The following is a 25,327-nucleotide window of genomic DNA, read 5'->3' as shown; positions in this document are numbered from 1 at the left end:
CAAAGTGCGCTTTGCAGAGGTAAGCAGGTGGAGGGCGAGAACGTGGCCGTGCACGCAATCAAGGTGCTCATCGCGGACGACCATCCGCTGATCGTGGAGGGGTTGGTGAGCGCGTTGAAGCGCCACGGGATCGAGTGTGTCGGTGAAGCGCTCAAAGCCTCCGAGGTGCTGCCCAAGTTCAAGGCGTCGCGCCCCGATGTGGTCCTGTTGGATGTTCGCTTCGGGGAGGGGCAACCGTCCGGGTTGGAGGTGGCTCGAGACCTCCTGGCTCGTCATCCCGACGCCCGTATCGCCTTCTACTCTCAGTTCGACCAGGACGAGCTGGTGAAAGAGGCTTACCGCTTGGGCGGCATGTCGTTCGTCACGAAGAACGCGCCGGTGGACGTGCTGGCGAACGCGATTCGGCAAGTCCATGCCGGTCAGTTGTTCTTCGCGACGGACATCGCACAGCGATTGGCGTTGTTGAACGTGCGCGGAGACGAGTCACCGCAGGCGCGGCTCGATGCGCGCGAGTTGGAAGTGTTCAAGCGCATGGCGCTCGGCCTGACCAACGTCGAGATTGCCGAGGAACTGAGCCTGTCACCCAAAACCATCAGCAACGTCAGCCAGGCGATCAAAGAACGCTTGGGGGTGCACCGCCCGGCCGAGATCACCCGCCTCGCGGTGCGGCATATGTTGATCGCCCCGTGAGTCCTCACCGTATCCCGTCACACGCCCGCGCACCGGCCTCGGTTGGCAACGCAGTGCCGTGCCCGGACAATCGCCCGCAGACGGTCTATCGGACACTGCCGAGCAAGATGTAGCGCCTGATCATGGGCACCGCAGTACCCCGACGTTTGCCATTCCGCTGGCAGGTCTTCGCCCGAATGTGCCTCCTGGCGGTGCTCGCGCTGTTGTCCATGCGGGTCGCCCATGCGCGGCCCGAGTTGCGCGTGTTGGCGATCGGCGACACCCCGGCCGTGCGCGAAATCTTGGCGGCCTTGCAAAACCGCTACCCTGCATTGACCCAGAGCGGCGATCCGAAGGTGTTGGCCCGGCGTGCCGGCCCGGCAATCTACCTCGCCATCGGCCCGGCCGCACTCCAGGCGGGCCTAGAGGCCGAACTGCAGCCGCTGGTTTCGCTGTTCACCTCCAGCCAGACCTATCAGCAGGTGGTGGCTGCCAGCACACGGCCAACACGGCATCAGGGCGTGACGGCGATCTACCCTGAGGTGTCGCCACAGATCCAGCTCGAAGTCATCGCGGCGTTGTACCGGCGGCCTGTCTCCGTGGGTGTGTTGCTGTCGGAGTTGACCGAGCCGTTGGCGCAGGGACTCCAGCGCGCAGCAGGAGCGTTGGGCCTCGATCTGTTGGTGCGCCGCGCAGCATCGCGGGCCAACGTCGTTCGTGAACTGGGCGAGCTGGGAGGGGCCAAGGTCATCCTCGCCATTCCCGACGGCAGCCTGTACACCAAGGAGAACCTTGCCTTGGTCCTGGAGTCGACCTACCGGCGTGGGCAGCCTGTCGTCGGCTTCTCGGCCGCGCTGGTGCACGCCGGCACCCTTGCCAGCGCCTACGCCTCGGTGGAGGACGTGGTGGCGCATTTTGACCAACTGGAGCCGCAACTGGGCGCGGGCCCGCTGCCCCCGCCGCAGTACCCGCTGTACTGGCGCGTGTTGATCAACGATCACGTCGCCAAGTCGCTCGGCGTGGTGGTGCCGGAAGGCGTGCGGGACATGGGCAGGCGCCCGCAGGCGAGGCCGCAGTGAGGACGGGGCGGCGTGGGCACAGCATCACCGCGCTGGTCGTGGCCTTGGCCGTCATTCCCGCCCTGCTGATGTGGGTGGCCGTGAGCGCCGCCATTTACCTGGCTCGGCTGAACGAGATTCGCTCGGACATCCAAGACCGCGGCCGTTTGCTCGCAGCCACGCTCGCCGAAGCGAGTCGATACGCGGTGGTGTCCGGCAACGCGCCCGCGCTGTCAGCCGTCATCCACGGGTTGCTCGCCACCGAGCGCAGCATTGCGGCCGTGGAAGTGCTCGACGACACCCGCCAGCGTATCGCAGAGGCGCGCACGGCCGAAGACCACAGCGGCGCACTCCCATTCGAGCACCCGATCCAGGCACTGGCGATCGACGTCGACATGTTCGACGACCCCGCCGCGCCGCACCTGACCGGCGCGGGCCGCGACCTTCAAGTCAAGGCCGGGGACGTCCTCGGGCACGTGCGCGTGCTCATGTCGCCTGAACCCTTGCTCGAAGCCAAACGCCGCAACCTGTACCTGGCCGGGCTCGTCACCCTCGTCGCAGCGATCGTCAGTGGTGTCGTGGCGCTGCTGCTCGCGCGCAGGATTCATGGCCCGCTGTCCGCCGTCATGGCCGCGCTTCGGGACATACGCGAAGGCCGCTACCAGCTCCGGCTTCCGGCCAGCCGCGGCGGAGAGCTGGGAGAGCTGCAGGAGGCCATCGTCGCGATGGCGGGGGAGCTGGCCGAGTCCCGGCAAGCGCTCGAGGCAAAGGTCGCGCGGCGCACCGAGGAGTTGCAACGTGCCTTGCAGGCGGCCCGCGAGGCCGAGGATGAGAAGCGCCGGCTGCTGGCTCACGGCAACGCACTGGTGGAGGAAGAGCGCCGCCGAATCGCCATCGAGATCCATGACCAGCTCAACGCATCGTTGATTGCGGTGCGGCTCGGCGCGGCCGCACTTTGCTCGCACGGTGATACGCCGGTGCCCCAAGCCGAGGTGGAGGCCATCGCACAACGCATCACCAAGACCGCTGACCAGCTGTACGACAGTGCCCGTCGGATCGTCAAGGAGTTGCGCCCGGAGGTGCTGGACACCCTGGGGTTCCGGGGGGCGGTCGCTGAGGCAGTACGCGACTTCGACACGCTGCACCCCGGGTGTCGGTTCGAGCTCATCGTCGACGAACGCTTCCCGAACCTGCCCCACCCGTTGGCGATCAACGCCTATCGGATCGTGCAGGAGGCACTGTCCAACATCGCCAAGCACGCCGGTGCGACGGCTGCAAGTGTCTGCCTTGCCGTGGACGAGCAGCGCGGGGCGCTGATCATGGCGGCAAGCGACAACGGTCGCGGCCTGCAGCCGGCGTGGAACCAGGGCAGTGGGCTGGGCCTCATCGGCATCCGTGAGCGGGCGTTGGCGGCCGGGGGTACCTTGTCCGTCGAGACGCTTCCGTCCGGCGGCACACGGCTGGAAGTGCGGTTTCCGTGGCCGTCAGGCGGGGGCGCATAGCCGCCGCGCTGGCAGCGGCTTCAGTAGCGAACGCTCAACTGGCCGAAGAGGCTCAGTCGATCCTCATAACGTGCGTGCGGGTAGAGGCCGGACTCGTCATAGTAGGTCAGCCGCCGGGCGTCGAGCCGGCTCAGGCGCAGGGATGCCGTCCAGCTGGTGTCTCGGAGCGTGAAGGCGCGCGCGAGCAAAACATCGGTGCGCCCGTACCGGCTCTCGCCGACGCCGTTGCCTGACGCGCCGTAGTAGGCGAGCGACCAGCGCCAGCCGCCCCCCGCCGCCGAAATGCCGGCCGCGCCGCTGTGGCGCGAATACTGCGACCGCTCGGTCTCGAGGCTGGCGTCCCGATTGGCAAGATAGGCGTAGTTGAGAAATGCGCCGAGCGACGGCGACAGCTCGATGCTGCTTTGCAACTCAGCGCCCGTCAGGCGCACCTCGTGATCGTTGGTGGGCGCGAAGTGCGCCACCTGGGGCTTCTCGGATATCAGGTGGGTGAGCTTGTCGTCAAAGAGCTTGACGTCCAGGATCAGCCCCAGTTTGGGTTGGTTCAGGATGTAGCCCAGCTCTCGGGACTCGATGCGCTCGCTGCTCAGGTCGCCGGGAGCGACGGCGCTCTGATAGAAGCGTGCGTCCGACCGGCCGTTGAGTGGTGGGTCGAGGTGGACCTTGTAGGACCAGTTGACACGTTGCTCCTGGATGTCGGGCGCCCGCGTCCCTTTTGACCAAGCGGCTCGTACGGTTTGATGCGGCGAGACCTGCACGTTGACCGCAGCGCGAGGGGAGAAGGTGGAGCCGCCCAGCTTGTCCCGCTCAGCGTATCCGCCGAGGTTGAACAGCACGTGCGCCCAAGGCCGGTATTCCGCGCTGGCGAACGCCCGGTACAACATGTTGGACACCGTGCCGTCCAGCCAGGTGTCGCTCTCGCCTTGTTGCTCGCGCGCGCCGAGACCGGCGACCAAGCGGAAGTGCTCGGACGGTGCGTAGGTGTTCTGCAGCTCGATATCGTTGCGCGTCTCCACCAGGTCCTGGTTGGGCTGGACACAGGTCGGCACCAGCGCCTGCGCGCCCAATCGTTGCACCGCACCGGCAGCGGCATTGATGGCGGCACTGTCGGCCGGCGTACGGCCCACCGGGACACGGCCGGCAATGAGCGCTTCGACATAGGCAGGGTCGACCCGCCACAGCGCGTAGATCTCCGGCAGGAACAGGCCACGCGCGTAACACGTGGTCCACGATTGGCGCAGCCGATGCTGCGTCCGGTAGGCCCGCACCTGCAACTCATGGGCTGGACTGAAGCGTCGGGTCCAAGTGCCGCCCACCTCGTAGTCGTGCAGCTTCTGGTCGGGATAGGTGACTTGCGAGGCGTCGACCCAAGGGGTTTCCAGAGTGCCCGCCACGTAGGACCAATGCAAGTCAAGCGAGTGGTCGGCATCGAAATCGGTCACCGAGCGTACGCTGAGGCGCTTGAGCCGCGTGCCATCGTGCGCTTGCGGATCACGCGACAACTCGTCGTAGCCGCCATCTCTCTCATCGCTGACCGACAGCCGCAAGGCGGAGTTGCCGAAGGTGGCGCCGAGGCGAGCCAGCGCCTTGCGGGTGTCTTGACTGCCAAAGGTCGTGAAGATTCCGAAACGTTCCACGTCGCGAGGGTGCTTCGTGATGATGTTGACGACCGCCATCATCGAGTTCGGTCCGTAACTTGCGGAACTCGGGCTGCGCGTCACCTCGATGCGCGCGACGTCTTCAATGTCGACGGGCAGCAGCTTCCAGTCGACGCGCGATGCGGCCGGACGGTATTGCGACACACCGTCGATCAGCACGTTCAGGCGCCGCGGCACCAGGATATTGGTGCCGTGGTAGTTGATGCGGTAGTCGTTCCCCGCCGCCTGGGTCACCGCCATGCCGGGCACCAGCCGCAACGCATCCGGGATGCTCGTGATGCCGTACCGCGCGAGCATCGCGTCCGTGATCACCGTGACGCTGGCCGGCACGTCGGAGAGCGACTGCCGAAGACGCGTGGGCGTGATCACGACCGGCAGTTGACCATCGCCGACCTCCAAACCCGGCATCCATGATTGCGCATATGAAAACCGTGCGGCGCCCAACAGCAGCGCCACGAGGCTCAAGACTGGGGAGCGCATCGAGTCACCGGCCCAGATAGGGGTAGGTGAAGCCGAAGAAGTGGATCGCGTTGACACCGAAGTGGACCAGGATGGCGACTTCAATCCGGCGAGTGACTTGATACGCCAAGGAATAGCCGAGGCCGGCCACGGTGGCCAGCGCGAGGAAAACCGGGCCGCCGCCAAAGTGAACCACGCCGAACAACAGCGTTGAAGCTGCGACGGGCAGCCAAACACCGGCAGCCTGCCCCAGCCTGCTGCTGCTGATGCGCTCCTGCAGGAGGCCACGGAAAAACGCCTCTTCCGGGATGCAGGTGAACAGCAGGTTGATCGCCAGGAAGTAGGGTGCCATCTCGGGCACCTTGGCGTCGGGGCGTACATAACCGATCACGAGCGCGATGCCGATCACGATGGAGGCGGTGGCGACGGCTCCAAGCAGCGTCGGCGGCAGGACCCGGCGCCACTGTTCGAGCGAGGCGATCGGGGTGGTGAACAACACCAGCAGCAAAAGTCCTGCAGTTCCCTTGTCGAAGTTGGCTCGCAACGTGTACGGTGCGGCATCTGGACTGATGCGAACCTGATCGGCCAACACCGGATTATTGAAGCCCGGGATGGCATGCATGGCGAGCGCCAGTGCACCGAGCGCCACGAGGATCTGCAGCGCCACTGCAACGGCCCGCCTGCTGACGCGCTGAGCAGCAAGTGTTGCGGCTGAAAGTGCAACCAACGCGACAACAGCCGGTGCCCCCAGGACCCCTTCGAAGACGCCGCTGACGACCGCAGCGGCGAAGAGCGGGAGCCAGAGCGGGATGCCGGTGAGCTGTTTCGGAAGCCAAACGGCAACGATGGCCAGCCCGAGAAGCGGAAGGGAGACCGTCATTGCCGCGCCCCACGCTTGGGAAGAGCAGACGTCGGCTTCACTGAACGCGTAGGCCAAGGAGGCAGGGCAATACCGTTGCGTGTCCTGGCGGTGCGCGTGCACGAACTCTCGCCGTGCTTCGCGCCCGGTCTTGATGCTGACACCATGTGTTTTCGTAGCGCGGGCGGCGTTCTCCGAAGCCTGGCGTCGCGCAAGTCCTCTCGTTACTGTCGGGCCCGCCATTGTTCTGACATCGATACCATGTCGCATCTGTCAGAGATAGCAGGAATGCTTGCCATGGCCTAGCAAGGCGAGCTTCCTTCTGTGCTCGCTTCGTTGCCCTCGAGATCAGGGGCGCAAGCGCAGCGCCTCGACCACAAGGGAAAAGGCAGGAGAAGGTTGTCGCCGGCTCGGGTAGTAGAGGTGGTAGCCAGCAAACTTCGGGCACCAGTCTTCCAGCACGCGGAACAGCCGCCCGGCGACGATGTGCGACATGACTTCGTCTTCAGGCAGCAGGGCGATCCCGAGACCGGCGAGGGCAGCGTCCACCTGCGGCGGCGACGTGTTGAAGATCAGGGGCCCGTCGACGCGCACGTTCACCTTACGGCCCCGCCGTTCGAAGTCCCAGACGTACAGGCCACCCGAGGTCAGCATGCGCTGATTGATGCAGCGATGCGCGGTGAGGTCCTGAGGCATCTTCGGAGGCGGATGCTCGGCGAAATAGCGCGGCGAAGCGACCACGGCCATCCGCAGCGACGGCCCTATCGGGACAGCGATCATGTCCTTGTCGATGGTGTTTCCCATCCGCACACCGGCGTCAAAGCGGTCCGCCACGATGTCGCGAAAGCCGTAGTTCACGTCGAACTCGAGCGTGATCTCCGGGTACTCGCGCAGCACCGACGCAAGCTTGGGCAGCAGCAGGCTGTGCAGCACGTGATCGCCGCAGGTGATGCGTACCGTGCCCGCCGGCTTGTCCCGCAATGCGGTCAATGCCTCGAGTTCGGATTCGATCTCGTCGAAGCGGTGTCCGATGGCCCGCATCAGTCGTTCGCCCGCGGCCGTCGTGGCCACGCTGCGCGTCGTCCGCGTCAGCAGCCGGATCTGCAGACGCTCCTCCAGTCCACGGATGGACTGGCTCAGCGCCGATTGGGTGACGCCCAGGCTCGCGGCGGCGCGCGTGAAACTGCCCTCGCGGGCGACGGTCACGAAGCCGAACAGATCATTCAGGTTCCTCCTGGCCATGCGGTTTGCCCTCAGATTGATTAGCCTGCCTACTAGACGTTTTCAGCATTCATTATCTAGTCATGCACGCGAGCGGTGGGCAAACTGCCACCCATAGCCGAAGACAGTCGCCCCGCAATAGACAGACGCAAGGGGCATGTCCCTCGACGATGGAAAGGAAACCACATGCCGCTCTCGAATGTCTCGCGTCGCAGGACGCTGCAAGCTGGCCTCGCCCTCGGAACCGCTCCCTTGTTGGGAGCGCCCGCTGCCGCGGCAACTCCCCTCAACCGATCCAACAGCAACATGGCATTGACCACACAATGGGACAAGACCTTCCCACAGAGTCCCCAGGTGGCTCATCAGAAGGTGACGTTCAAGAACCGGTTCGGGATCACCCTTGCTGCTGACCTGTACAGGCCGCGCAATCGTGGTAGCGAGAAGCTGCCGGCGCTGGTGGTCAGTGGCCCGTTCGGTGCCGTGAAGGAGCAGGTGTCGGGCCTTTACGCCCAAACGCTCGCTGAGCGAGGTTTTGTCACCCTGGCGTTCGACCCGTCCTTCACCGGCGAGAGCGGAGGTGAGGTGCGCAACGTGGCCTCGGCCGAATTCTTCACCGAGGACTTCAGCGCCGCCGTCGATCACGTCGGCTTGCTTCGTGACGTCGACCGCGATCGCGTCGGTGCGGTCGGGATCTGCGGCCTGAGCGGGATGGCGCTGACCGCGGCCACCGGCGATTCCCGGATCAAAGCAGTGGCGACGGCTTCGATGTACGACATGTCGCGCAGCATGAGCCGCAGCTACAAGAACAGCTATACGCTAGAGCAACGCCACAAGGTGATCGACCATTTGAGCCAGCAGCGCTGGGCGGATGCCGAGACCGGCACGTACGCGCTGGGCTACCACGAAGTTCCGTTCGACAGCAATGGACAGATCGTCAAGGGCACCCGCGTGCTTCCAGAGAGACTGCCGGCCGATGCGGACCCGGTCCTGACGGCGTTCTTCAACTACTACCGGACGCCGCGCGGCTTCCACGCCAGGTCCATCAACTCCACCACGGCGTGGACGGCCACAACGCCGGTCTCGTTCTTCGAGTTTCCGATGGCAGCGAACATCGACATGATCGCGCCTCGCCCGATCATGCTCGTGCATGGCGCGAATGCGCACTCGCGCTACTACTCTGAAGACGTGTACAAGGCGGCATCCAACCCGAAGGAACTGGTCCTCGTCCCGGATGCCGATCACGTCGACCTGTATGACGACCTGAAGAAGATCCCATTCGACAGGCTGGACGCCTTCTTCAAGCAGAGCCTGAGATAGCGCCAGATCGGCCTCCCGCGAGAGCGGGCTCCCGGCACCACGCGGCGCAGGACACCCCCTCATCCCTGAGGCTTTCGAGCATCGCTCCGAGGCCGCCTGCCCCTGCGCGGCCGGAGCAGGCGCGCTGCACCAACTTCCAAGCATGAACATGAACACCAGCCTGATAAGCGTTGGCCGCCCCGATCGACGCGCCTGGAGCGCGGTCGGCTCCATGACGATGTGCGTGGCGCTTCTGATTGCCTCGGAGTTCATGCCGGTCAGCCTGCTCACGCCCATCGCCAGGGATCTCTCTGCGACGGACGGGATGGCGGGCCAGGCGATTTCGATCTCCGGCCTGTTCGCCGTTGTCACCAGTCTCTTGGTTCCCACGGTCGCAAGCCGCTTCGACCGCCGACAGGTGCTCGCCAGCCTGACCGCGCTGATGCTCGCTTCGCTCGTCGTGATCGCGCTGGCGCCGAACTTCGCGACGCTGATGAGCGCCCGTGCGCTGCTGGGTGTCACGATCGGCGGATTCTGGGCGCTGTCGACCGCGACCGTCATGCGCCTGGTGCCCAAGGCTGACGTTCCCAAGGCATTGGGGGTCCTGTACATGGGTAACGCCGCGGCCACGGCCCTGGCCGCCCCGATGGGAAGCTACCTGGGGGGCGTGATCGGCTGGCGTGGCGTGTTCTGGGCACTCGTTCCGTTCGCCGCGTTCAACCTGGTGTGGCAGTGGCGCAGCCTTCCGCGACTCCCGAGGCAGGCCCCTATCCCGGCGCGGCACGTCGTCGCACTGCTGAAGCGACCCCATGTCGCGGTGGGCATGGCAGGTGTCATGCTCACCTTCGGCGGTGCCTTCGCGACCTTCACCTACTTGCGCCCGTTCCTGGAAAGCCGGACGGACCCAAACCTGCCGCAGCTCTCGGCGCTGCTGCTGGCCCTGGGCGTCGCCGGATTTGCCGGAACTTATGCGGCCACGGCCATGGTCCCGCGACACCTGTATCGCATGTTGCGAGGGCTGCCCCTGGCGCTCGCCGCCGTCACCTTGCTGCTGCTCCCGACGGGTCACCTGCTGTGGGCCGTGGGTTGCACGATGGCTGTCTGGGGTACGCTGAACTCCGCCATTCCGGTGACGTGGTCGAACTGGCTGGCCCTCGGCGTCAGCGACGAACCGGAAGCCGGCGGCGGCCTGATGGTGGCGGCGATCCAGTTGGCCATCATGCTGGGTGCGGCCTTGGGCGGATTCCTGCTGGACCACGTCTCGATCGCCGCGACGTTCGCCGGTGGGACCGCGTTGCTGGTGCTGGCCTCGCTCGCGGTCGGAAACGGAAGGCGTCTCCAAGGCGCCCGAGGCACGCGTGGCACGACGGATGCTTGAAACCGCTGCCCGCCGATCCTTTGCGGAACAAGACCATGAAACTCAAATCTTCCCCTGCGGCCATGCTCGTCCTTGCCCTGGTGCATGCGTTCGCCGTCCCGCCGGCGGCGGCGGGGATCTCGAACACACCCGAGGAGCGACGCATGTGGATGACGGTCGGTGAACGCCGCTTCTCGATCACGCTCGCCGACAACGAAGCCGCGCGTGCCTTCGCTGCCTTGCTGCCGCTGACCCTCGACATGCCGGACTTGAACGGCAATGAAAAGCACGTGAAGCTCCCGAAGGGCCTGCCGGCCGACACCAGCAGGCCGGGAACGATCCGCAATGGCGACCTCATGCTCTGGGGAGCGGACACCCTGGTCGTCTTCTACCTGACGTTCGACTCGCCCTATTCGTACACACGCTTGGGCCGCATCGATGACCCGGCCTCCCTCCCGCAGGTGCTGGGCCGGGGAGAGGTACGGATCGTGTTCACGAAGAGGTAGCACGCTGCAACCATCAATACCGTCCCGCGACCCTGCCCGGCGCTCGAGGTTGGTGACAGCGGCCGGCGCCACTCCCCGGCGCCACTCCCCACGGTGAAGGTCCGGCATCGCCATACTTTTGGAGAGACCTGATGAATCGATACCTCTGCACGGCGGCCGTTTGTGCCGCCATGGTCCAGGTCGCTGGCGCTGGGGCGCAAACTTCGGCCCCTTCATCCGGGCAGGAGATCACCCGCGCCGGCGCTCAGGCTGCCACCGTCGGCTCCGCGGACTTCTTCACCGGTCGCGTCCGCGTCGAACCTGTGTGGCCGGCCGACCGCCACATCAACGCCTCGGGCGGCATGGTCACGTTCGAACCCGGCGCCCGCTCCAACTGGCATACCCATCCGAGCGGCCAGCGCCTGCTGGTCGTATCGGGAGTCGGGCTCACCCAGGAATGGGGCAAGGCCGTGCAGACGATTCGTGCTGGCGACGTCGTCTGGTGCCCACCCGGGGTGAAGCATTGGCACGGCGCAAGCCCGACCACGGCCATGTCACACCTGGCGGTGACCGGGACGACGCCGGACGGAAAGAACGTGAACTGGATGGAGAAAGTCAGCGATGAACAATACACAGCCCGATAAGGCGCCGAAGCGTGGCCTGGTCGCCCTGGCGGCAGCAGTTGCCATCTCGGCTGCGTTCTTGGTGACGACGGTGACCGCACCCGCCACGGCACAGGTGCAACCCAGTGCGAACACTACGCAGGAACTCTCTCGCAAGCAGCAGGCCATCGCGCCCATCGCCGCAGCCATGGCGGTTGGCGACCTGCCGCGGCTCAACAAGGCCCTGAACCATGGCCTGGATGCCGGCCTGACGGTGAGCGACACCAAGGAGATCCTCGTGCAGCTCTACGCCTACGCCGGCTTTCCCCGAAGCCTGAACGCGCTGGGCGAGTTGATGAAGGTGGTGGACGCTCGCAAGCAGCGGGGCCTCCAGGATCCACCCGGTCGCGCCCCAGGCCCGGTGCCTACCGGCAAGGAACTGCTGGCGCTGGGGACGGCGAACCAGACCAAGCTGTCCGGCGCGCCTGTGCGCGGCGCGCTGTTCGAATTCGCTCCCGCGATCGACGAATACCTGAAGACGCACCTCTTCGGTGACATCTTCGCGCGCGACAACTTCGACTGGCAAAGCCGCGAGCTGGCCACCGTCGGCGCGCTGGCAGCGATGTCCGGCGTCGAATCGCAGCTGCTGTCGCACGTGCGCATCAGCATGAACGTGGGGCTCACTGCGCCGCAGTTGCGACAGCTCGCCGACGGGCTGGCCCAGCAGGGCCACGCCGAAGCGGCGGCGCGGACGCGCGTCGCCATCGACAAGCACCTGGCAGACGCGAATCGATGAGCCCCCTTTCGGTTCTGCTGCTGGCCGGGCTCGCGTTCGGCAGCTCCCACGCCGCGCCGCCACCGGCGGCACGGCCGAGGACATCATCAGCGAGCGCAAGCAACTGGACTCTGAGCGCCACTTGACCCGTGCGCTCACGTACTTCAAGCACCGCGTCAGCAACGCCACCGTCGAGGCCCTGAACGTCGGCTTGACACAAGGTATGCAGGGGATGAAGGGCTGGCGCCGCCGTAGCCCTTCATGCTGAGCGTCGGATCACAGCTTGGTGAACTTCACCCAGTTGATGTTCCAGCCGCCCTGGACAGCGTAGATGCCAGGGTTGTAGGTGCCGGCGTTGATGTTGACCACGTGGGAGATCGTGGTCCAGTTCTGCCAACCGCCGGTCGACGGCACTGCGAGTTGCCCGAGCGCGGTGCCGCCTGCGTTCAAGTCGAGCGATAGCATGCCGCCGCCACTGCCGCTCGCGACCCGGTACTCGACGCGGTAGGTGCCGCTGGTTGGGAAGGTGATAGCGCCGTAGGCCAACCAGTCACCGGTGTCGAGCCAACCGACGTTCAGGCCACCTTCGGAGGAAGCTTCGGTCTGAATGCCGTTTTGTGCCGTGAAACTCTCGGCCTCGACGTGATGGGTCCACCCGCTTCCTGCGTCTTTGGAGACGACGATCGACGAGGCTTGATCGTTGAAGGTGTTGCTGACCAGGCAGGCCGAGTCAGACTTTCTCGTCAGCGAGCGGCCGCCAAAGTTGTCGTCGGAGTACAGCGTCACCTGATAGCCCGGCTTGACCCGCAGGGACGAGAGGTCGTCGTTTGCCGCGCCCATCGCCAGCAACTGCGACAGGGTATACCGCCCTTCTGCCAGCGAAACGCCGTACCCACCGTAGTTGCAGTGTTGGTAGGCGGTGGCCACGCCGCTGTTTCCGCCACCGCCGCTTCCCTGGGAGTAGACGCGAACGTAGTCGACATACATCTTCGCAGGCAGGCGAGTCTCGTCGATGTTGAAGCCGGGCCAGTTGCCACCGATCGCGAAGTTCAGCAGAAGGAAGAAGTCCCTGTGGAACTCCTCGGTGCCGTTGACGCCGTTCTGGATGTTGACCTCGTGATACTTGTTGTTGTCGACGAACCATCGGATGGCGTTGGCATCCCACTCCACCGCGTAGACATGCCAGTCGGTCACGTTGGCAGCGGTGTGGCCGCCGTACTGTGCGTACTTACCGGTGTGGTCCTGCCAGTGGATGGTGCCGTACACCTGCGGGTCGGTGTTGACGTGTTCCATCACGTCGATTTCTCCGGACGCCGGCCAGCCGACGCTGGGAAGGTTGGCTCCCAGCATCCAGAAAGCCGGCCATTGCCCCATGCCAGTGGGCAGCTTGATGCGCGCTTCGACACGCCCGTACTTGAAGGCCTTGTGGCCTTGCGTCTTCATCCGAGCCGAGGTGTACCGGAATCCGCCAAAGTCCTGGCGCTTGGCCGTGATCACCAGACTGCCGTTCTCGACGCTCGCGTTCTCGCGCCGGTAGTACTCCCACTCGTTGTTGCCCCAACCGCTCGCGCCATTGCCGGTTTCGAAGACCCAGTCCGGACCGATGCTGCCGTTGAATTCGTCCTGCCAGACAAGCTGCCAGCTCTGGGCCATCGCCAGAGGCGAGAGCGCCAGACCCATCAGCGTCACGAGCGTTTTTTGCAAAGCTTTTTTGAGTTTCATGTCTCCTGCTCCTGTCGATGGACGAGCGCGGGAGCGTACGTGAGGTTGATGTGTCTAAGCGCAACAATTTGGAACCGGTTTCACATGACACGGGTCAGCAAACGGAAAGGGGCCGTCTTCAAAGCTGCCCCCTTTGGGGACTGCTTGGCCCTGCCTGACCGGGACACGCCTAAGCTTGCTTGGCCGCCAGGTACGCCTTCAGAGCCGCCGTCACTTCCGCATATTCGAGCCGCGCCTCGGCCAGCAAAACGGCAAAGTCCGCCGGGTGGCCGCCCTCCAGGTTCCTTTCCAACTGCCTGGCGATCTCTGACAGCCGGGAAGCGCCGAGGGTGCCGGCAGTCGAGATCAACGAGTGCGCAAGACTGGCGGCTTGCTGGAGCTGCCCGGCCTCGATTTCCTTGCCGATTTGCTCGATGGGGCCCGGTGTGGTGGTCGTAAACCGATCTGCGATGCGCCGGTAGAGGTCCCGCTTGCCCACGCAACGACGCAGGCCGAGCGTGAACGACACGCCCGAGGACTCCTTCAGACCCTTGTCCAGTACTTCACCGCGCGGTTGCCGGGGAAGCCACTGCCCCAGCACGGTGAACAGATCCTGAGGATCGAACGGCTTGGTGATGAAGTCGTTCATGCCCGCCGCCAAGCACTGCGCGCGGTCGCGGCGTGTCGCATGTGCGGTCATCGCGATCACCGGCAGGTCAGCCAGGGCCGGGCGCTGACGGATGGTGCGGGCCGCTTCGTAGCCGTCGATATCGGGCATCTGCACATCCATCAGCACCACATCAAAACGTTGCTGCTCCAGCATCTCGAGGGCCCGGCGGCCGCTATGGGCCAGCTCGACCTGCATGCCGGCCACGGTGGTCAGCAGTTCGCCCGCAACGATGCGGTTGAGTTCGTTGTCTTCGACCAGCAGCAGTCGCCGCCCGCGCAGGGCGTCGACAACGTAGTTCTCGGGCATCGGCGCCGCGGCGGGGACCGGCGTCAGCAACGCGGTCAACGTGTCGAGAAGGGAGGAGGCCGTCACCGGCGGCGTCACCCAGCCGTCGACTTGTCCGGCCGCGGCAGGGGAGTGGCGCACGGGGTCGTCCTCGGTCGTCATCAGCACCACCCGGGGCTGGCGCTCGCTGCCAAGTTGCCGGCGGATGCGCTGGACGACCTCCATCGCTCGTGGGTCGCCGGGCCGGCTGCCAACGAGCACCAGGCCGAACGGCGGCTCGGCTGCTGACAGGTCCGGCCAGGCGTCGTCGAGTGAGGCGGCGCAGCGAACCCGGCATCCCAGGCGGCGCACGTGCTCGCCGACGACGGCGCGAGCGTTCCCGCCGTCGTGGATGACCATGACTGGAAGCTGGCCGAGTTCAGGGATGCTCAGCGGCGCGACGGCGGTGCTCGCCTCAGGCAGTCCAAACCGCGCAGTGAAATGAAAGTCACTGCCCTGCCCCGGTCGGCTCTGCACGCCGATCGTGCCCCCCATCAGTTCCACCAGCTGTTTGCTGATGGCCAGTCCCAGGCCGGTGCCGCCATAGAGCCGCGTCATGGACGCGTCGGCCTGGACGAAAGGCTGGAACAGGCGCTCCTGCTGCTCCTCGGTCAGGCCGATGCCCGTGTCCTGGACGGAGAAACGCAGCACCACGTCCACGTCTGCGCGCTCCACGCACTCCACGCGCACCACCACCTCGCCACGTTCGGTGAACTTGATCGCGTTGGCACACAGGTTGGTGAGCACCTGCAGCAGGCGATTGCCGTCACCCGCCAGTTGGCGGGGCACGTCGTGGCGCACGCCCAGCAGCAGATCGAGACCCTTGTGCTGAGCGCGCTCGCCGAGCAACATCCTCAGGCGCTCGATCACCTCGTCGACCTGGAACTCGCTGCGGTCCAGCTCGAGCTTGTTGGCCTCGATCTTCGAGAAGTCCAGGATCTGGTCGATGAGTGACAGCAGCGTTTCCGCCGCCCCCATGACGTTCGAAAGATAGCCTCGCTGGCGGCTGTCGAGTTCGGTCAGCAGCGCCAGCCGCGTCAAACCCACGATGGCATTGAGCGGCGTGCGGATTTCATGGCTCATGTGCGCCAGGAACTGACCCTTCGCCTCGTTGGCGGCCTCGGCCGCGGCTTGCGCGCGCCGGGCCGCCTCGCCCGCGCGGCTGGCGTCCAGCATGCGGTTGAACTCCACGGCCAGCTCATGGAATTCGCCCGGCTGGCTTTCGTCGGCGCGCAGTTCGGTCTGCCCGGCGCCGATTTCTCGCACCCGCCGCGTCAGCTGGCGCAGCGGCTCACTGAGGCGGCGCGCGCCGCCCGCGGCGATCAAGCCCGCCAGTAGGGCCACGGTGAGGGTCGCCGCGACGCTGCGCAACAGGCTGTCGCGGCTGGCGCGGAACACGGCGGCCGACGGCACGCCGGCGCTCACCCGGAAGCCGAACTGCGGCACTTTTGCGATGCCGTAGAGGCGCTCGACGCCCTCGGCGCCCCGGCCGAAAAAGGTCCCATGTCCTGCCCGCTCCGCCTGCTCAGCCCACCGCGGCGTGATGGGCTTGCCCGTGAAACGGGCGAGATCGGGGTCCCGGGCGATGACGATCCGATCGGCCGAGAACAGCGCGACGGCGCTGCCGTCGGGCATGCCCTGAGTCGACAACGCCTGGCGAGCCAGCACCTGCAGGTCGATGGCCACAGCCAAGATGCCCACCTTCAGGCCGTCGTCATTGCGCAGCGGCGCCACCATGTTGATCAGCGGCCGCGCGCTGATGCGGCCCTGGAACGGCGGGCTGAGCACCGTGTCTTCGGCCGCCACGGTGGCCTTGTACCAATCGACCTCGGTGTAGTCGACATGGGCGTTCGGCGACGTCCGGGACAGGCACAGCGAATTGCCGGCGAGGTCCATGGCACCCACGTTGGCGATCACCGGGTCGATCCGCGTGATCCCGCTCAAAAGGCTCGTGCAGCGCGGGCCGTCGACCCGCTTCAGTTCGTCCCGCGCGGCGAGGAATTGCAGCAGAAGCTTCGCCCGTGTCAGCGACTCGTCGACCTTGCGGGCGGCTTCCTCGGAGCGTTTCAGCACGCCCGCACGGGCGTCGGCCTCGTCGCGCAGCGCCTGTGACCGTAGCGTCAGGCCCTGCAGCACCAGCAGCGGCAGCGCCACGGCAGCGGCCACTACCAGCAGTCGGCCCAGGAAGTAGTTGTGACCCTGCATCAGCGCTGCCCTTCAGTCGGCTCCAAACCAGGTTGGAAAGTGCCCGAACCGTCGCCGAATGCGCCCGCGTGGGGACGGCATCAGGGGTGAAAACACGCATTCGCGGCGCTAAGCCTGCCAGTTTGTGTGCATCGCGTCACGCCCTTTCCCCACGAAACCCGCCATAGGTAATTGCCCTTTTGAATAAAAAGATCAAAGTGAATAATCTGAAACCACTTTGACACGATCTCAACCCTCAGCGAGACCCTCCTTGGCAGCGACCCGTTGTCTTTCCGACCTCCGCTCCACGCCGTTCGGCGTGCCGGGCCGGCGCTTCCAGGTGGCGGCGCCCGCTGTGCTGGGCACGCTGGGCGATGCAGAAGCTGGCGATGCCCTGAGGCCACGGCGACCGGCCGCCCCGAAGGAAGCCCCATGCTGACGCTCACCGGTGAAATGACCATCTACCGCGCTCATGAAATCAAGGTGCTGCTGCTGCAAGCGGTGGCCGACGGCCAGACGGAGCTCGACCTGTCGGGCGTGGCCGAGCTGGACACCGCCGGCCTGCAACTGCTGATACTCGCCAAGCGCGAGGCCGCCGCTCGCGGCGGCGCGCTGCGCTTCATCCAGCACAGCCCGGCGGTGCTGGACGTGCTGAACCTGCTCGACCCCGCCGGCCATTTCGGCGACCCGCTGCTCTTGCCCGGCACCGCGGCCTGAAAGGAAGCGACATGGACTTCGAAGCTGCGCTGCAAACCTTCATCGCCGAGTGCCGCGAGCTGCTGGCCGACATGGAAACCGCCCTGCTCGGCCTCGCGAAAAGCGCCGACCGGGGCGAGGCGGTGAACGCCATCTTCCGCGCAGCCCACACCATCAAGGGCTCCGCCGGCTTGATGGGGCTGGACCATGTCGTCGCCTTCACGCACGTGGTGGAGAGCCTGCTGGACGAAGTGCGCGACGGCCGCATCGTCATCGACGAGGCACTCACCGTGCTGATGCTGGCGACGTGCGACCACCTGCAGCGGCTGGTGGACGACATCGGCGCCGGCCGCCCGCCAGTGGAACCCGACACCGCCGGTGCAGCCCTCGTCACCCGGCTGGAGCGCTACATCGAGGCCGCGCGCCCGACGGCGGTGGCCGTGATCGAGCCGCCGGCCGGAGCGACGCTCCAGCGCGTCGCCCGCGACGAAGGCGATGGCAACGCGCAGGGCCACTGGCACCTGTCGCTGCGCTTCAACCCCGGCGTGCTGTGCCTCGGCCTGGACCCGCTGTCCTTCCTGCGCAAGCTGAAGCGGCGGGGCCGCATTGTCGCCATCGTCACCATCACCGACGGCCTGCCGGCAGCCGACGCGATGCTCCCCGAGGCCTGCTACCTCGGCTTCGAGATCGCCTTTGCGAGCGACGCCGACAAGGCCAGCATCGAGAACGTCTTCGAGTCCGTACGCGACAAGTGCACCCTGCGCCTGCTGCCGCCGCGCAGCCGCGTGGAGGCCTATGTGCAGCTGATCCAGTCGATGCCCGATGGCGGCGCACGGCTGGGCGAGATGCTGGTGGCCTGCGGCAGCGTCAGCCAACGCGAGCTGGCCGAAGCGCTGGCCGCGCAGGAAGGCGCCAGCAGCCCCCAGCCGCCCAAGCTCGGCAGCATCCCAGTGGCCCAGCAGGCCGTGGCGCCCGAGGTCGAGGAAGCCGCACTTCTCGAACAGAAGACCACGCGCCAGGGTGAAAGCCGCTCCCTGCGTATCGACGCCGACAAACTAGACCATCTCATCAACCTCGTGGGCGAACTCATCATCGCCGGCGCCGGCGCCGACCTGCTCGCCCACCAGCTGAGGCACGGCGAGCTGCTGGAGGCGACGTCACGCGTGTCGGCCCTCGTGCAGGACGTGCGCGACTGCGCCCTGCAGCTGCGCATGGTCAAGATCGGCGCCACGTTCACCCGCTTCGAGCGGGTGGTGCACGACGTGTCTCGAGAGCTGGGCAAGGACATCGAGCTGCGCATCAGCGGCGAAGAGGCCGAGCTGGACAAGACCGTCGTCGAGAAGATCGCCGATCCGCTGATGCACCTCGTGCGCAACGCCATCGACCACGGCATCGAACCGGCCGAAGCGCGCGTGGCACGGGGCAAGCCGGCCCGCGGCGTCGTCAGCCTGAACGCCTTTCATGAATCGGGCAGCATCGTCATTGAAGTCGGCGACGACGGCGGCGGCCTGAACCGAGAGCGCATCCTGGCCAAGGCGATGGAGCGCGGGCTCGTCGATGCCAAGCAGCGCCTGAGCGACAGCGAGGTGTTCGAGCTGATCTTCGAGCCGGGCTTCTCCACGGCCGAGCAGATCACCAGCCTTTCCGGCCGCGGTGTCGGCATGGACGTCGTCAAGCGCAACATCACCAGCCTACGCGGCAGCGTCTGCGTGCGCAGCGAGCCGGGTCGCGGCACCACCGTCAGCGTGCGCCTGCCGCTGACGCTGGCCATCATCGACGGCTTCCTCGTCGGCGTCGGGCCCTCCGTGTTCGTCGTGCCACTGGACGTCATCGACGAGTGCATCGAGTCCTCGGCCCAGGCCGGCCACGCCTACTGCGACCTGCGCGGCCAGATGCTGCCGCTGATCCGCCTGCGTGACCACTTCGAGATTGACGCCCCGCTGCCCCGCCGCGAAAGCGTCGTCGTGATTGACCACGCCGGCCAGCGCGTCGGCCTGGCGGTGGACGCGCTGCTGGGCGAGTTCCAGACCGTCATCAATCCTCTGAGCCGGGTGTTCAATCAGGTCAAGAGCATCAGCGGCTCCACCATCCTCGGCAGCGGCGGTGCGGCCCTGATCCTCGACGTTCCCGCCCTCATCGCCGATCACACCGCCTTGCGTGCGCCATCCCGCAACAAAACCGTCTGAGCCGGTCCACGCACCCAGTCCTTGGCTTGCAAAGGTACGAGGACCGCAGGGTGGCCCTGGTGCAGCTCGGCAAGGTCAACGATGCGGCTGCCGAGTCGGAACAAACACCCGTCGTGCTTTCAAAAAGGGACCTGACATGAATGCTCTCGTTCAAACCCCGGCCCGCGCCACTGCACACAGCGCGGTGCCCGCCACCCGAACGCCCGCGGCACTTCGACCGGTGGCACCCAGGCGCTGGAAGAGGCGCTGACGGCCCTGCCCCGTGTTTGCCCTGGCCTCGTCATCGTGCAACACATGCCGGAGAAGTTCACCACCGCCTTCGCCACGCGGCTGAACACGCTGTGCGACATCGAGGTCCGCGAGGCCGTGAACAACGATCGCGTGCTGCCTGGCCGCACGCTGGGGCAGGACAAACCGAGTTGCGTCGTCTACGGCATGCCCAAAGAGGCGGTCAGGCGAGGGGCGGTGGAGCGAGGGGCGGTGGAGCGCAGCCTGCCACTGGGCGCCATCGCGGTCAAAATCGTGCAGCAGATGTCGAGTGGCGCCGGCGGTCGGGGCCCATCATGATCGCCCGCGTGGGCCCCGACGCGATGGCTCAGCTGGTCGCGCTGGTCGTGGAGGACAGCGCCGTGCAGCGCAGCCACCTGGTGTCGCTGGTGCGCGACCTCCGGATCGGCACGGTGCTCGATGCCGCCGACGGCCTGGAGGCGCTGCGCCTGCTGGAGCAGCAACCGCAGCGGCGCATCTTTCTCCTCATCACCGACGTCGACATGCCCGGCATGGACGGCATCGAGCTGATCGGCCGCCTGGCCGAAGGCAGCCAGGTGGACAACCTCATCGTCACCAGTGCGCGCGACCCCCGCCTTCTGGAGACGGTGGAGAGCATGGGCATGGGCGACGAACGCCTGCGTCTGCTGGGCACGATGCCCAAGCCGGTCACGGCCGCCGCGTTGACGCGCCTGCTGGACCATGCCCAGAGCAACTCCGGTGCCCCGGGACGGCCGCGGTTCCAGCCACGCCCGGACGAGATCAGCCGCGCTTTGACCGCCGACGAATTCATCCCGTTCTTCCAGCCCAAGGTCAGCGTCAGCACCGGATTGACGCAGGGCGTGGAAGCGCTGGCGCGATGGCAGCACCCCCGACACGGCCTGCTCGGTCCGCAAGCCTTCATTCCACACATGCAAGGCACGCCGCTGATGGCGCGCTTCACGCTGTCGATCATCGAGCAGGCCCTGCGGCACCTGATGGTCTGGACCCAGGCGCAGCCTTCGCTGTCGCTGTCGCTGAACCTGTCCGCCGACGACCTCGCCGACCCCGGCTTCATTGGCCAATTGACCGAACTCGTCACGCGGTACGGCGCCTCGCCGGCCTCGATCATCTGGGAGGTGACCGAGACGATGATCATGAACAGCCGCTCCATGGCCAACCTGGCCCGGCTCGGGCTCAAGGGCTTCGGCCTGTCGATGGACGACTACGGCATCGGCTATTCGTCGATGCAGACGCTGGCGCGGAGCCCTTTCACGGAAGTCAAGATCGACCGCATGTTCGTCAACGGGGCGTGCGACCGACGCAATCGACGTGCAATCCTGACGAGTTCGCTCGACATGGGCCGGCGCCTGGAAATCACTACCGTCGCCGAGGGCGTGGAAACCATGGAGGATTGGCAGCTGCTGTCCGATCTCGGCTGCGAGGTCGCCCAGGGCTATCTCATCGCCAGGCCGATGCCGGCCGCCGAACTGCTCACCTGGATACCCGAACACCGGGCCCGCCTGCGCGCCCTCGCCCGCTCGTCGCGCCCGAGGCGTGAGTAGACTCCGATATCCCATGCCTGCCTCCTCCAGCATCGCCCCTCCGTCGTTTTCCACCGCCGAGGTCGCCCGACGGCTCGGCGTCTCGATTCCCACCGTGCAACGCTGGGTCGATCTCGGCTACCTGAAGGCTTGGAAGACGGTCGGCGGCCACCGCCGCATCGACGCCGCCAGCTTGAAGAACTTCAGCGCCAGTCGTGAGCAACCGCTGCGTGACGAAGAACTCCCGAAGCCAACGAAGGCGGCAGACGAGATGACGACGCCAGCGACGGGCCTGAACGTCGTGGTGGTCGACGACAACCCCGACGACCGAGACGTCCTCAGCGCGCTTGTCGAGGAAGCTTTGCCGGGCGCTGTGCTGAGTCTCGCCGAGAACGGCTTCGACGCTCTGTTGCTCATTGGCAAGATCGCGCCGCAGGTGGTCATCACGGACGTGGTGATGCCCCACATGGACGGCGTCCAGATGCTGCGACAGCTCTCGGTTGCGCCGCAGCACAGGCCCGCGGTCATCCTGGCCGTGTCTTCACGCTCCGCACAGCAGGTCGCAAAACTCGGCGAACTGCCGCAGGACGTGCGGCTGATCACCAAACCGATCGAGCCGCTGCACTTCATCCAGACCTTGCAGTCCGCCTTGGCAGACGCAGGTCTGGGCGTGGCGCCCAGCACTCGAGGACCGGCATTCCTCGCCGATGAAACCTAGATCTGGAGAATGTGGCCTCGAATACGCCGGCAGGTGTCACGCCGGCTCATGCCCGTTTGGCGAGCACAAGCGCCGCGAACGTCGGTGTTCGACGGTTTGCTCCACCTGGGACGGACGGGACCACGGTCGGGAGTTGACCGGGAGATCTCAGCGGCTCGGTGCCAACCGCTCATAGAAGAAGGAGGCGAAATCGTGGGTAAAAAAATCGTGGGTAAAAGCAAGACGGTGAACCCGTCTGTCGATGCTCGCTAGTTTGGTCCGGCAGCGTCAACCCAGATGGTTTGACCGGGGTGGTGCTCGTCGATCGTGCTCAACAGGACGGACGCGATCGTCGATGCTGCTCAGTCGAGGCTGACGGAGAAGACCTGGCCCCCTATGTAATGGATCGCGTGTGCGGTGCGGGCGGTGTCGATGGTCAGATCGGTGATCGCGTAGCCGTTGGCTGCGTTGGTCGTGGCCTTGAGGTTCCACGAGGCACCTGCGTCCGTCGTGGCATACAGATCGCCAGACAAGTCGAGGATGTACAGCGAGTTCGGCCCGGTTGCCACAATATCGCCCAACGCGGCGGAGGGACCGTCGTCGTGGATGGCGCCGTCCGGCGGTCCTGGCATGCGCTGCCATGTCACCCCACCATCAGTCGTGCGAAACAGAAATTGGATGCTCATGAAGATTCGGTGTCCGGCCACCCATCCGTGTCGGTCATCGGAGAATGACATGCCATCGAGATAGTCCAGCTCAAAGGGCAGCACGGTCGCCGTCCAGGTGGCTCCGCCATCCACCGTCCGCAGCACCGTGTCCTTCTCGGACATGGCCCAACCTCGCAAGGCATCGATGAACTGGACGTTTCGCAGGTGCTGTTTGGTTCCGCTGCGCTGGTACGTCCACGTCAGCCCACCATCGGACGTCTTCGCGATGAACCCGTTCGCCCCGACAGCCCATCCGTTCAAGCGGTCGATGAAGTGGAAGTCGCTGGCGCCAGGACCGGTATACCCTGCATCGAGATTGACCCATGTACGGCCGCCGTCGCTCGTTTTCAGCAGCCGCCCCCAATCTGAATAAACCGTGTATCCGTTGTCGTGATAGACGACATGGTGGCCACCGCTCGTCGCGGCGAGTCCGTTGTCGGCATCGAAAAAGTGCAAGGCGCGGACCGTGACGTCCGTCGCACCGACCGGACGAGGCACCCATGTCGCCCCTCCATCTTCGGAACGCAGCAAGGTCCCGGACTCGCCGCCCACGTAGCCTGTTGTCGGCGTTGGCCAGGCAGAGGCGTACAAGGCACCCGAGAAACCTGTCGTGTGCTTGGCCCAGGTTTTTGCCTCGGGGACAGGTAGCGGCATCGCAGCCGATACCACGCTCACGGGCACGGCGGTCTGAGACACCCCCCCGTGCCCGTCATCGGCCGTCAGGACGACGTTGTAGCTGCCGGCAGCGGGGAACGCATGTATGAGCGCACGCCCCGTCGCCGTTTGCCCATCGCCGAAGTTCCAGCGATAAGTGATGGGATCTCCGTCAGCATCGATAGCGCGCCCCACGAAGTGGACAGCGGCATGGGCCGGAATCGTTTGCGACGGCCATTCGATGACGATGTCGGATGGAGCGGTGTTCAGTACGATATCGAGATCTCGGCGCGCCACGGCGGTCGCCCCGCTTTGGCTGCGCAGCGTGACGGTGACCGTGTAGTGCCCTTGGTCAGAAAAAGTGTGCTGGACCAGACCGCCGGTTGCCATCGGCGCCCCGTCGCCGAAGTTCCATTCAAAGGTGACCGGTGATCCCGATGCGGTGCTGCCGCTGGCAGCGAACACGAGTTCACGCCCCGCCACCGCGCGCGCTCCGGACGACATGCTGATCTCCACCGTCGCACGGTCCCCTGACCTGTCGTCACCGCCGCCACCGCCGCCACAGCCGAGCAACACGCCCGCCACGACGACCAAAACCGACCCAAGTCGCCCCATCCCCATTGCATCAACCTTTAGAAACAAGCGGCGGCAGCATACGCCATCTGGGCGCACTCCGGCCACCAGTTCCTTTGGGTGACGGACTCTAAGGCCAGGCGAGGACCTTCTTGCCGGTCCGGCCGACGGGGCCTCCGCCCACAGCGCCGGCCGGTGCGTTCACATCGGGCGCTGCGCCGGTGGCGGCGTACCGGCGCCGAGCCTTCGAAATGCGATTGCTGATCTTCGCCATGTGGGCACACCCCACGAGCAGGACGTAGTCTAGGTTTCGGGTGTGTCTAAAAAGCGGACCAACGTCACCGACGGAGGAAATTCTCTCCGCAGTGCCGAGAGAATTGAGCCGGACCCACATCAAGGCATTGATGTACATCGACGATCCACTGAAGCGCGAGTTCTACAGCAGTCCTGTGCCAGCTCGAACGATGGTCCTCGAGGCAGCTGACCGAGCGCATCAATGCGATGGTCTATGAACGCACAGCTCTTTCCAGGAAACCTGAGGAAACGATCCGTCAAGAGCTGAGCGATCTGCGGCAGCATCAGCAAGTCGCGCCGGATCTGTTGCTGAAGGACCCCTACGTCCTCGACTTCCTCGGTCTCAGTGATCGCTACCTTGAGAAGGACCTCGAGGACGCGATTCTGCGCGAGATGGAGCAGTTTCTCCTTGAGATGGGCGCCGGCTTCACCTTTGTCGCACGTCAGAAGCGGTTGCAGATTGACGACGACGACTTCTACTTGGATCTTCTCTTCTACAACCACAAGCTGAACCGCCTCGTCGCCGTCGAGCTCAAACTCGGGGCGTTCAAGCACGAGTACAAAAGCCAGATGGAGCTTTGCCTGCGATGGCTGGCTCGTCATGAGCAGGAGCGTCATGAGGAGCCGCCCATTGGCATCATCCTGTGCGCAGGCTAGAAGCAGGACCAAATTGAGCTGCTCGAGTTGGGTGCGAGCGGGATCCACGTCGCGGAGTACTTGACGGTGCTGCCACCGCGGGCAGACCTGGAGGCAAAGCTCCACGAAGCGATCCAGAGCGCGCGCAACCGAATCGGGGGCGACGCCGATACGTGAGTTGGCCGTGCCGTTGATCTGTTAGATCGTGTCTCGACTAGGACAGCTCATGCCGTCGCTGGGAAGAAATCTGTAACGTTCGGGCCGGTGTCATCTG

The 25,327-nt window shown here is 65.8% G+C and carries 18 protein-coding genes and 2 pseudogenes; 14 read left to right on the top strand and 6 right to left on the bottom strand.

Features of this window, described 5'->3' with window-relative positions; translation table 11 throughout:
- Positions 1-27 precede the first annotated feature (27 nt).
- The 3 genes from AAW51_RS02085 (at position 28) to AAW51_RS02075 (ending at position 3,229) form a co-directional block, all read left to right on the top strand.
- Entirely contained in the window at positions 28-690 is a 663-nt protein-coding gene (locus AAW51_RS02085; protein WP_238947734.1) for a response regulator, read from the top strand.
- Between the two features lie 176 nt (positions 691-866).
- Positions 867-1,748, top strand: a complete 882-nt coding sequence (locus AAW51_RS02080) for a type 1 periplasmic-binding domain-containing protein (RefSeq protein WP_047193291.1) — start codon at positions 867-869, stop codon at positions 1,746-1,748.
- A 44-nt stretch (positions 1,749-1,792) separates the two neighbouring features.
- Positions 1,793-3,229 (top strand): sensor histidine kinase, encoded by a 1,437-nt coding sequence (locus AAW51_RS02075; protein ID WP_157359567.1) that lies wholly within the window; start codon positions 1,793-1,795, stop codon positions 3,227-3,229.
- Between the two features lie 20 nt (positions 3,230-3,249).
- Here the strand turns inward: AAW51_RS02075 and AAW51_RS02070 are convergent, their stop codons facing one another.
- The 3 genes from AAW51_RS02070 to AAW51_RS02060 form a co-directional block, all read right to left on the bottom strand.
- Positions 3,250-5,367, bottom strand: a complete 2,118-nt coding sequence (locus AAW51_RS02070; RefSeq protein ID WP_083438010.1) for a TonB-dependent receptor plug domain-containing protein — start codon at positions 5,365-5,367, stop codon at positions 3,250-3,252.
- A gap of 4 nt (positions 5,368-5,371) precedes the next feature.
- Positions 5,372-6,226 carry a CPBP family intramembrane glutamic endopeptidase gene (locus tag AAW51_RS28845; RefSeq protein WP_047193288.1) on the bottom strand — a complete coding sequence of 285 codons (855 nt, stop codon included), beginning with the start codon at positions 6,224-6,226 and terminating at the stop codon, positions 5,372-5,374.
- 327 nt (positions 6,227-6,553) lie between these two features.
- Positions 6,554-7,447: a LysR family transcriptional regulator gene (locus AAW51_RS02060; RefSeq protein WP_047193287.1), complete on the bottom strand. Its 894-nt coding sequence runs from the start codon at positions 7,445-7,447 to the stop codon at positions 6,554-6,556.
- A 165-nt stretch (positions 7,448-7,612) separates the two neighbouring features.
- Here AAW51_RS02060 and AAW51_RS02055 point away from each other — a divergent pair, with 165 nt between their 5' ends.
- From AAW51_RS02055 to AAW51_RS02035, 5 genes are all read left to right on the top strand, one after another.
- The gene (locus tag AAW51_RS02055) at positions 7,613-8,743 is read left to right on the top strand and encodes an alpha/beta hydrolase (protein ID WP_083438008.1); all 1,131 of its coding nucleotides are present in this window, start codon (positions 7,613-7,615) and stop codon (positions 8,741-8,743) included.
- A 148-nt stretch (positions 8,744-8,891) separates the two neighbouring features.
- Positions 8,892-10,100, top strand: a complete 1,209-nt coding sequence (locus tag AAW51_RS02050; RefSeq protein ID WP_047197291.1) for an MFS transporter — start codon at positions 8,892-8,894, stop codon at positions 10,098-10,100.
- Positions 10,097-10,585 (top strand): cyclophilin-like fold protein, encoded by a 489-nt coding sequence (locus AAW51_RS02045; protein WP_238947732.1) that lies wholly within the window; start codon positions 10,097-10,099, stop codon positions 10,583-10,585. Before AAW51_RS02050 ends, AAW51_RS02045 begins: the two co-directional genes overlap by 4 nt.
- A gap of 131 nt (positions 10,586-10,716) precedes the next feature.
- Positions 10,717-11,208, top strand: coding sequence for a (R)-mandelonitrile lyase (locus AAW51_RS02040; RefSeq protein WP_047193284.1), 492 nt, complete (start codon positions 10,717-10,719; stop codon positions 11,206-11,208).
- Positions 11,186-11,962, top strand: coding sequence for a carboxymuconolactone decarboxylase family protein (locus tag AAW51_RS02035; RefSeq protein WP_047193283.1), 777 nt, complete (start codon positions 11,186-11,188; stop codon positions 11,960-11,962). The genes AAW51_RS02040 and AAW51_RS02035 overlap by 23 nt, the downstream gene beginning before the upstream one ends.
- A 255-nt stretch (positions 11,963-12,217) precedes the next feature.
- Here the strand turns inward: AAW51_RS02035 and AAW51_RS02030 are convergent, their stop codons facing one another.
- Positions 12,218-13,663: a carbohydrate-binding protein gene (locus AAW51_RS02030; protein WP_047193282.1), complete on the bottom strand. Its 1,446-nt coding sequence runs from the start codon at positions 13,661-13,663 to the stop codon at positions 12,218-12,220.
- A 169-nt stretch (positions 13,664-13,832) separates the two neighbouring features.
- Positions 13,833-16,841 carry a HAMP domain-containing sensor histidine kinase gene (locus AAW51_RS27755; protein WP_053013259.1) on the bottom strand — a complete coding sequence of 1,003 codons (3,009 nt, stop codon included), beginning with the start codon at positions 16,839-16,841 and terminating at the stop codon, positions 13,833-13,835.
- A gap of 411 nt (positions 16,842-17,252) precedes the next feature.
- On the opposite strand from AAW51_RS27755, the gene AAW51_RS02020 reads away from it, so the two are divergent.
- The 5 genes and pseudogenes from AAW51_RS02020 (at position 17,253) to AAW51_RS02000 (ending at position 22,210) form a co-directional block, all read left to right on the top strand.
- Positions 17,253-17,537 (top strand): STAS domain-containing protein, encoded by a 285-nt coding sequence (locus AAW51_RS02020; protein WP_047193281.1) that lies wholly within the window; start codon positions 17,253-17,255, stop codon positions 17,535-17,537.
- Positions 17,538-17,548: 11 nt separating this feature from the next.
- Positions 17,549-19,702, top strand: coding sequence for a chemotaxis protein CheA (locus AAW51_RS02015; RefSeq protein ID WP_047193280.1), 2,154 nt, complete (start codon positions 17,549-17,551; stop codon positions 19,700-19,702).
- A gap of 201 nt (positions 19,703-19,903) precedes the next feature.
- Positions 19,904-20,269 (top strand): annotated as a pseudogene (locus AAW51_RS02010) (chemotaxis protein CheB); the annotation flags it as partial.
- 8 nt (positions 20,270-20,277) lie between these two features.
- Entirely contained in the window at positions 20,278-21,513 is a 1,236-nt protein-coding gene (locus tag AAW51_RS02005; protein ID WP_238947731.1) for an EAL domain-containing response regulator, read from the top strand.
- A gap of 13 nt (positions 21,514-21,526) precedes the next feature.
- Positions 21,527-22,210 (top strand): response regulator, encoded by a 684-nt coding sequence (locus tag AAW51_RS02000; protein ID WP_047193277.1) that lies wholly within the window; start codon positions 21,527-21,529, stop codon positions 22,208-22,210.
- 341 nt (positions 22,211-22,551) lie between these two features.
- Here the strand turns inward: AAW51_RS02000 and AAW51_RS01995 are convergent, their stop codons facing one another.
- Positions 22,552-24,192, bottom strand: coding sequence for a PKD domain-containing protein (locus AAW51_RS01995; protein ID WP_157359565.1), 1,641 nt, complete (start codon positions 24,190-24,192; stop codon positions 22,552-22,554).
- 272 nt (positions 24,193-24,464) lie between these two features.
- Here AAW51_RS01995 and AAW51_RS01990 point away from each other — a divergent pair.
- A pseudogene (locus tag AAW51_RS01990) lies at positions 24,465-25,230 on the top strand (PDDEXK nuclease domain-containing protein); the annotation flags it as partial.
- Between the last annotated feature and the right edge of the window lie 97 nt (positions 25,231-25,327).

This window comes from Caldimonas brevitalea (assembly GCF_001017435.1).
Lineage (GTDB): Bacteria > Pseudomonadota > Gammaproteobacteria > Burkholderiales > Burkholderiaceae_C > Caldimonas > Caldimonas brevitalea.
Note: the sequence above shows the minus strand (reverse complement) of the source record. Positions and strands in the feature narration are given on the sequence as shown.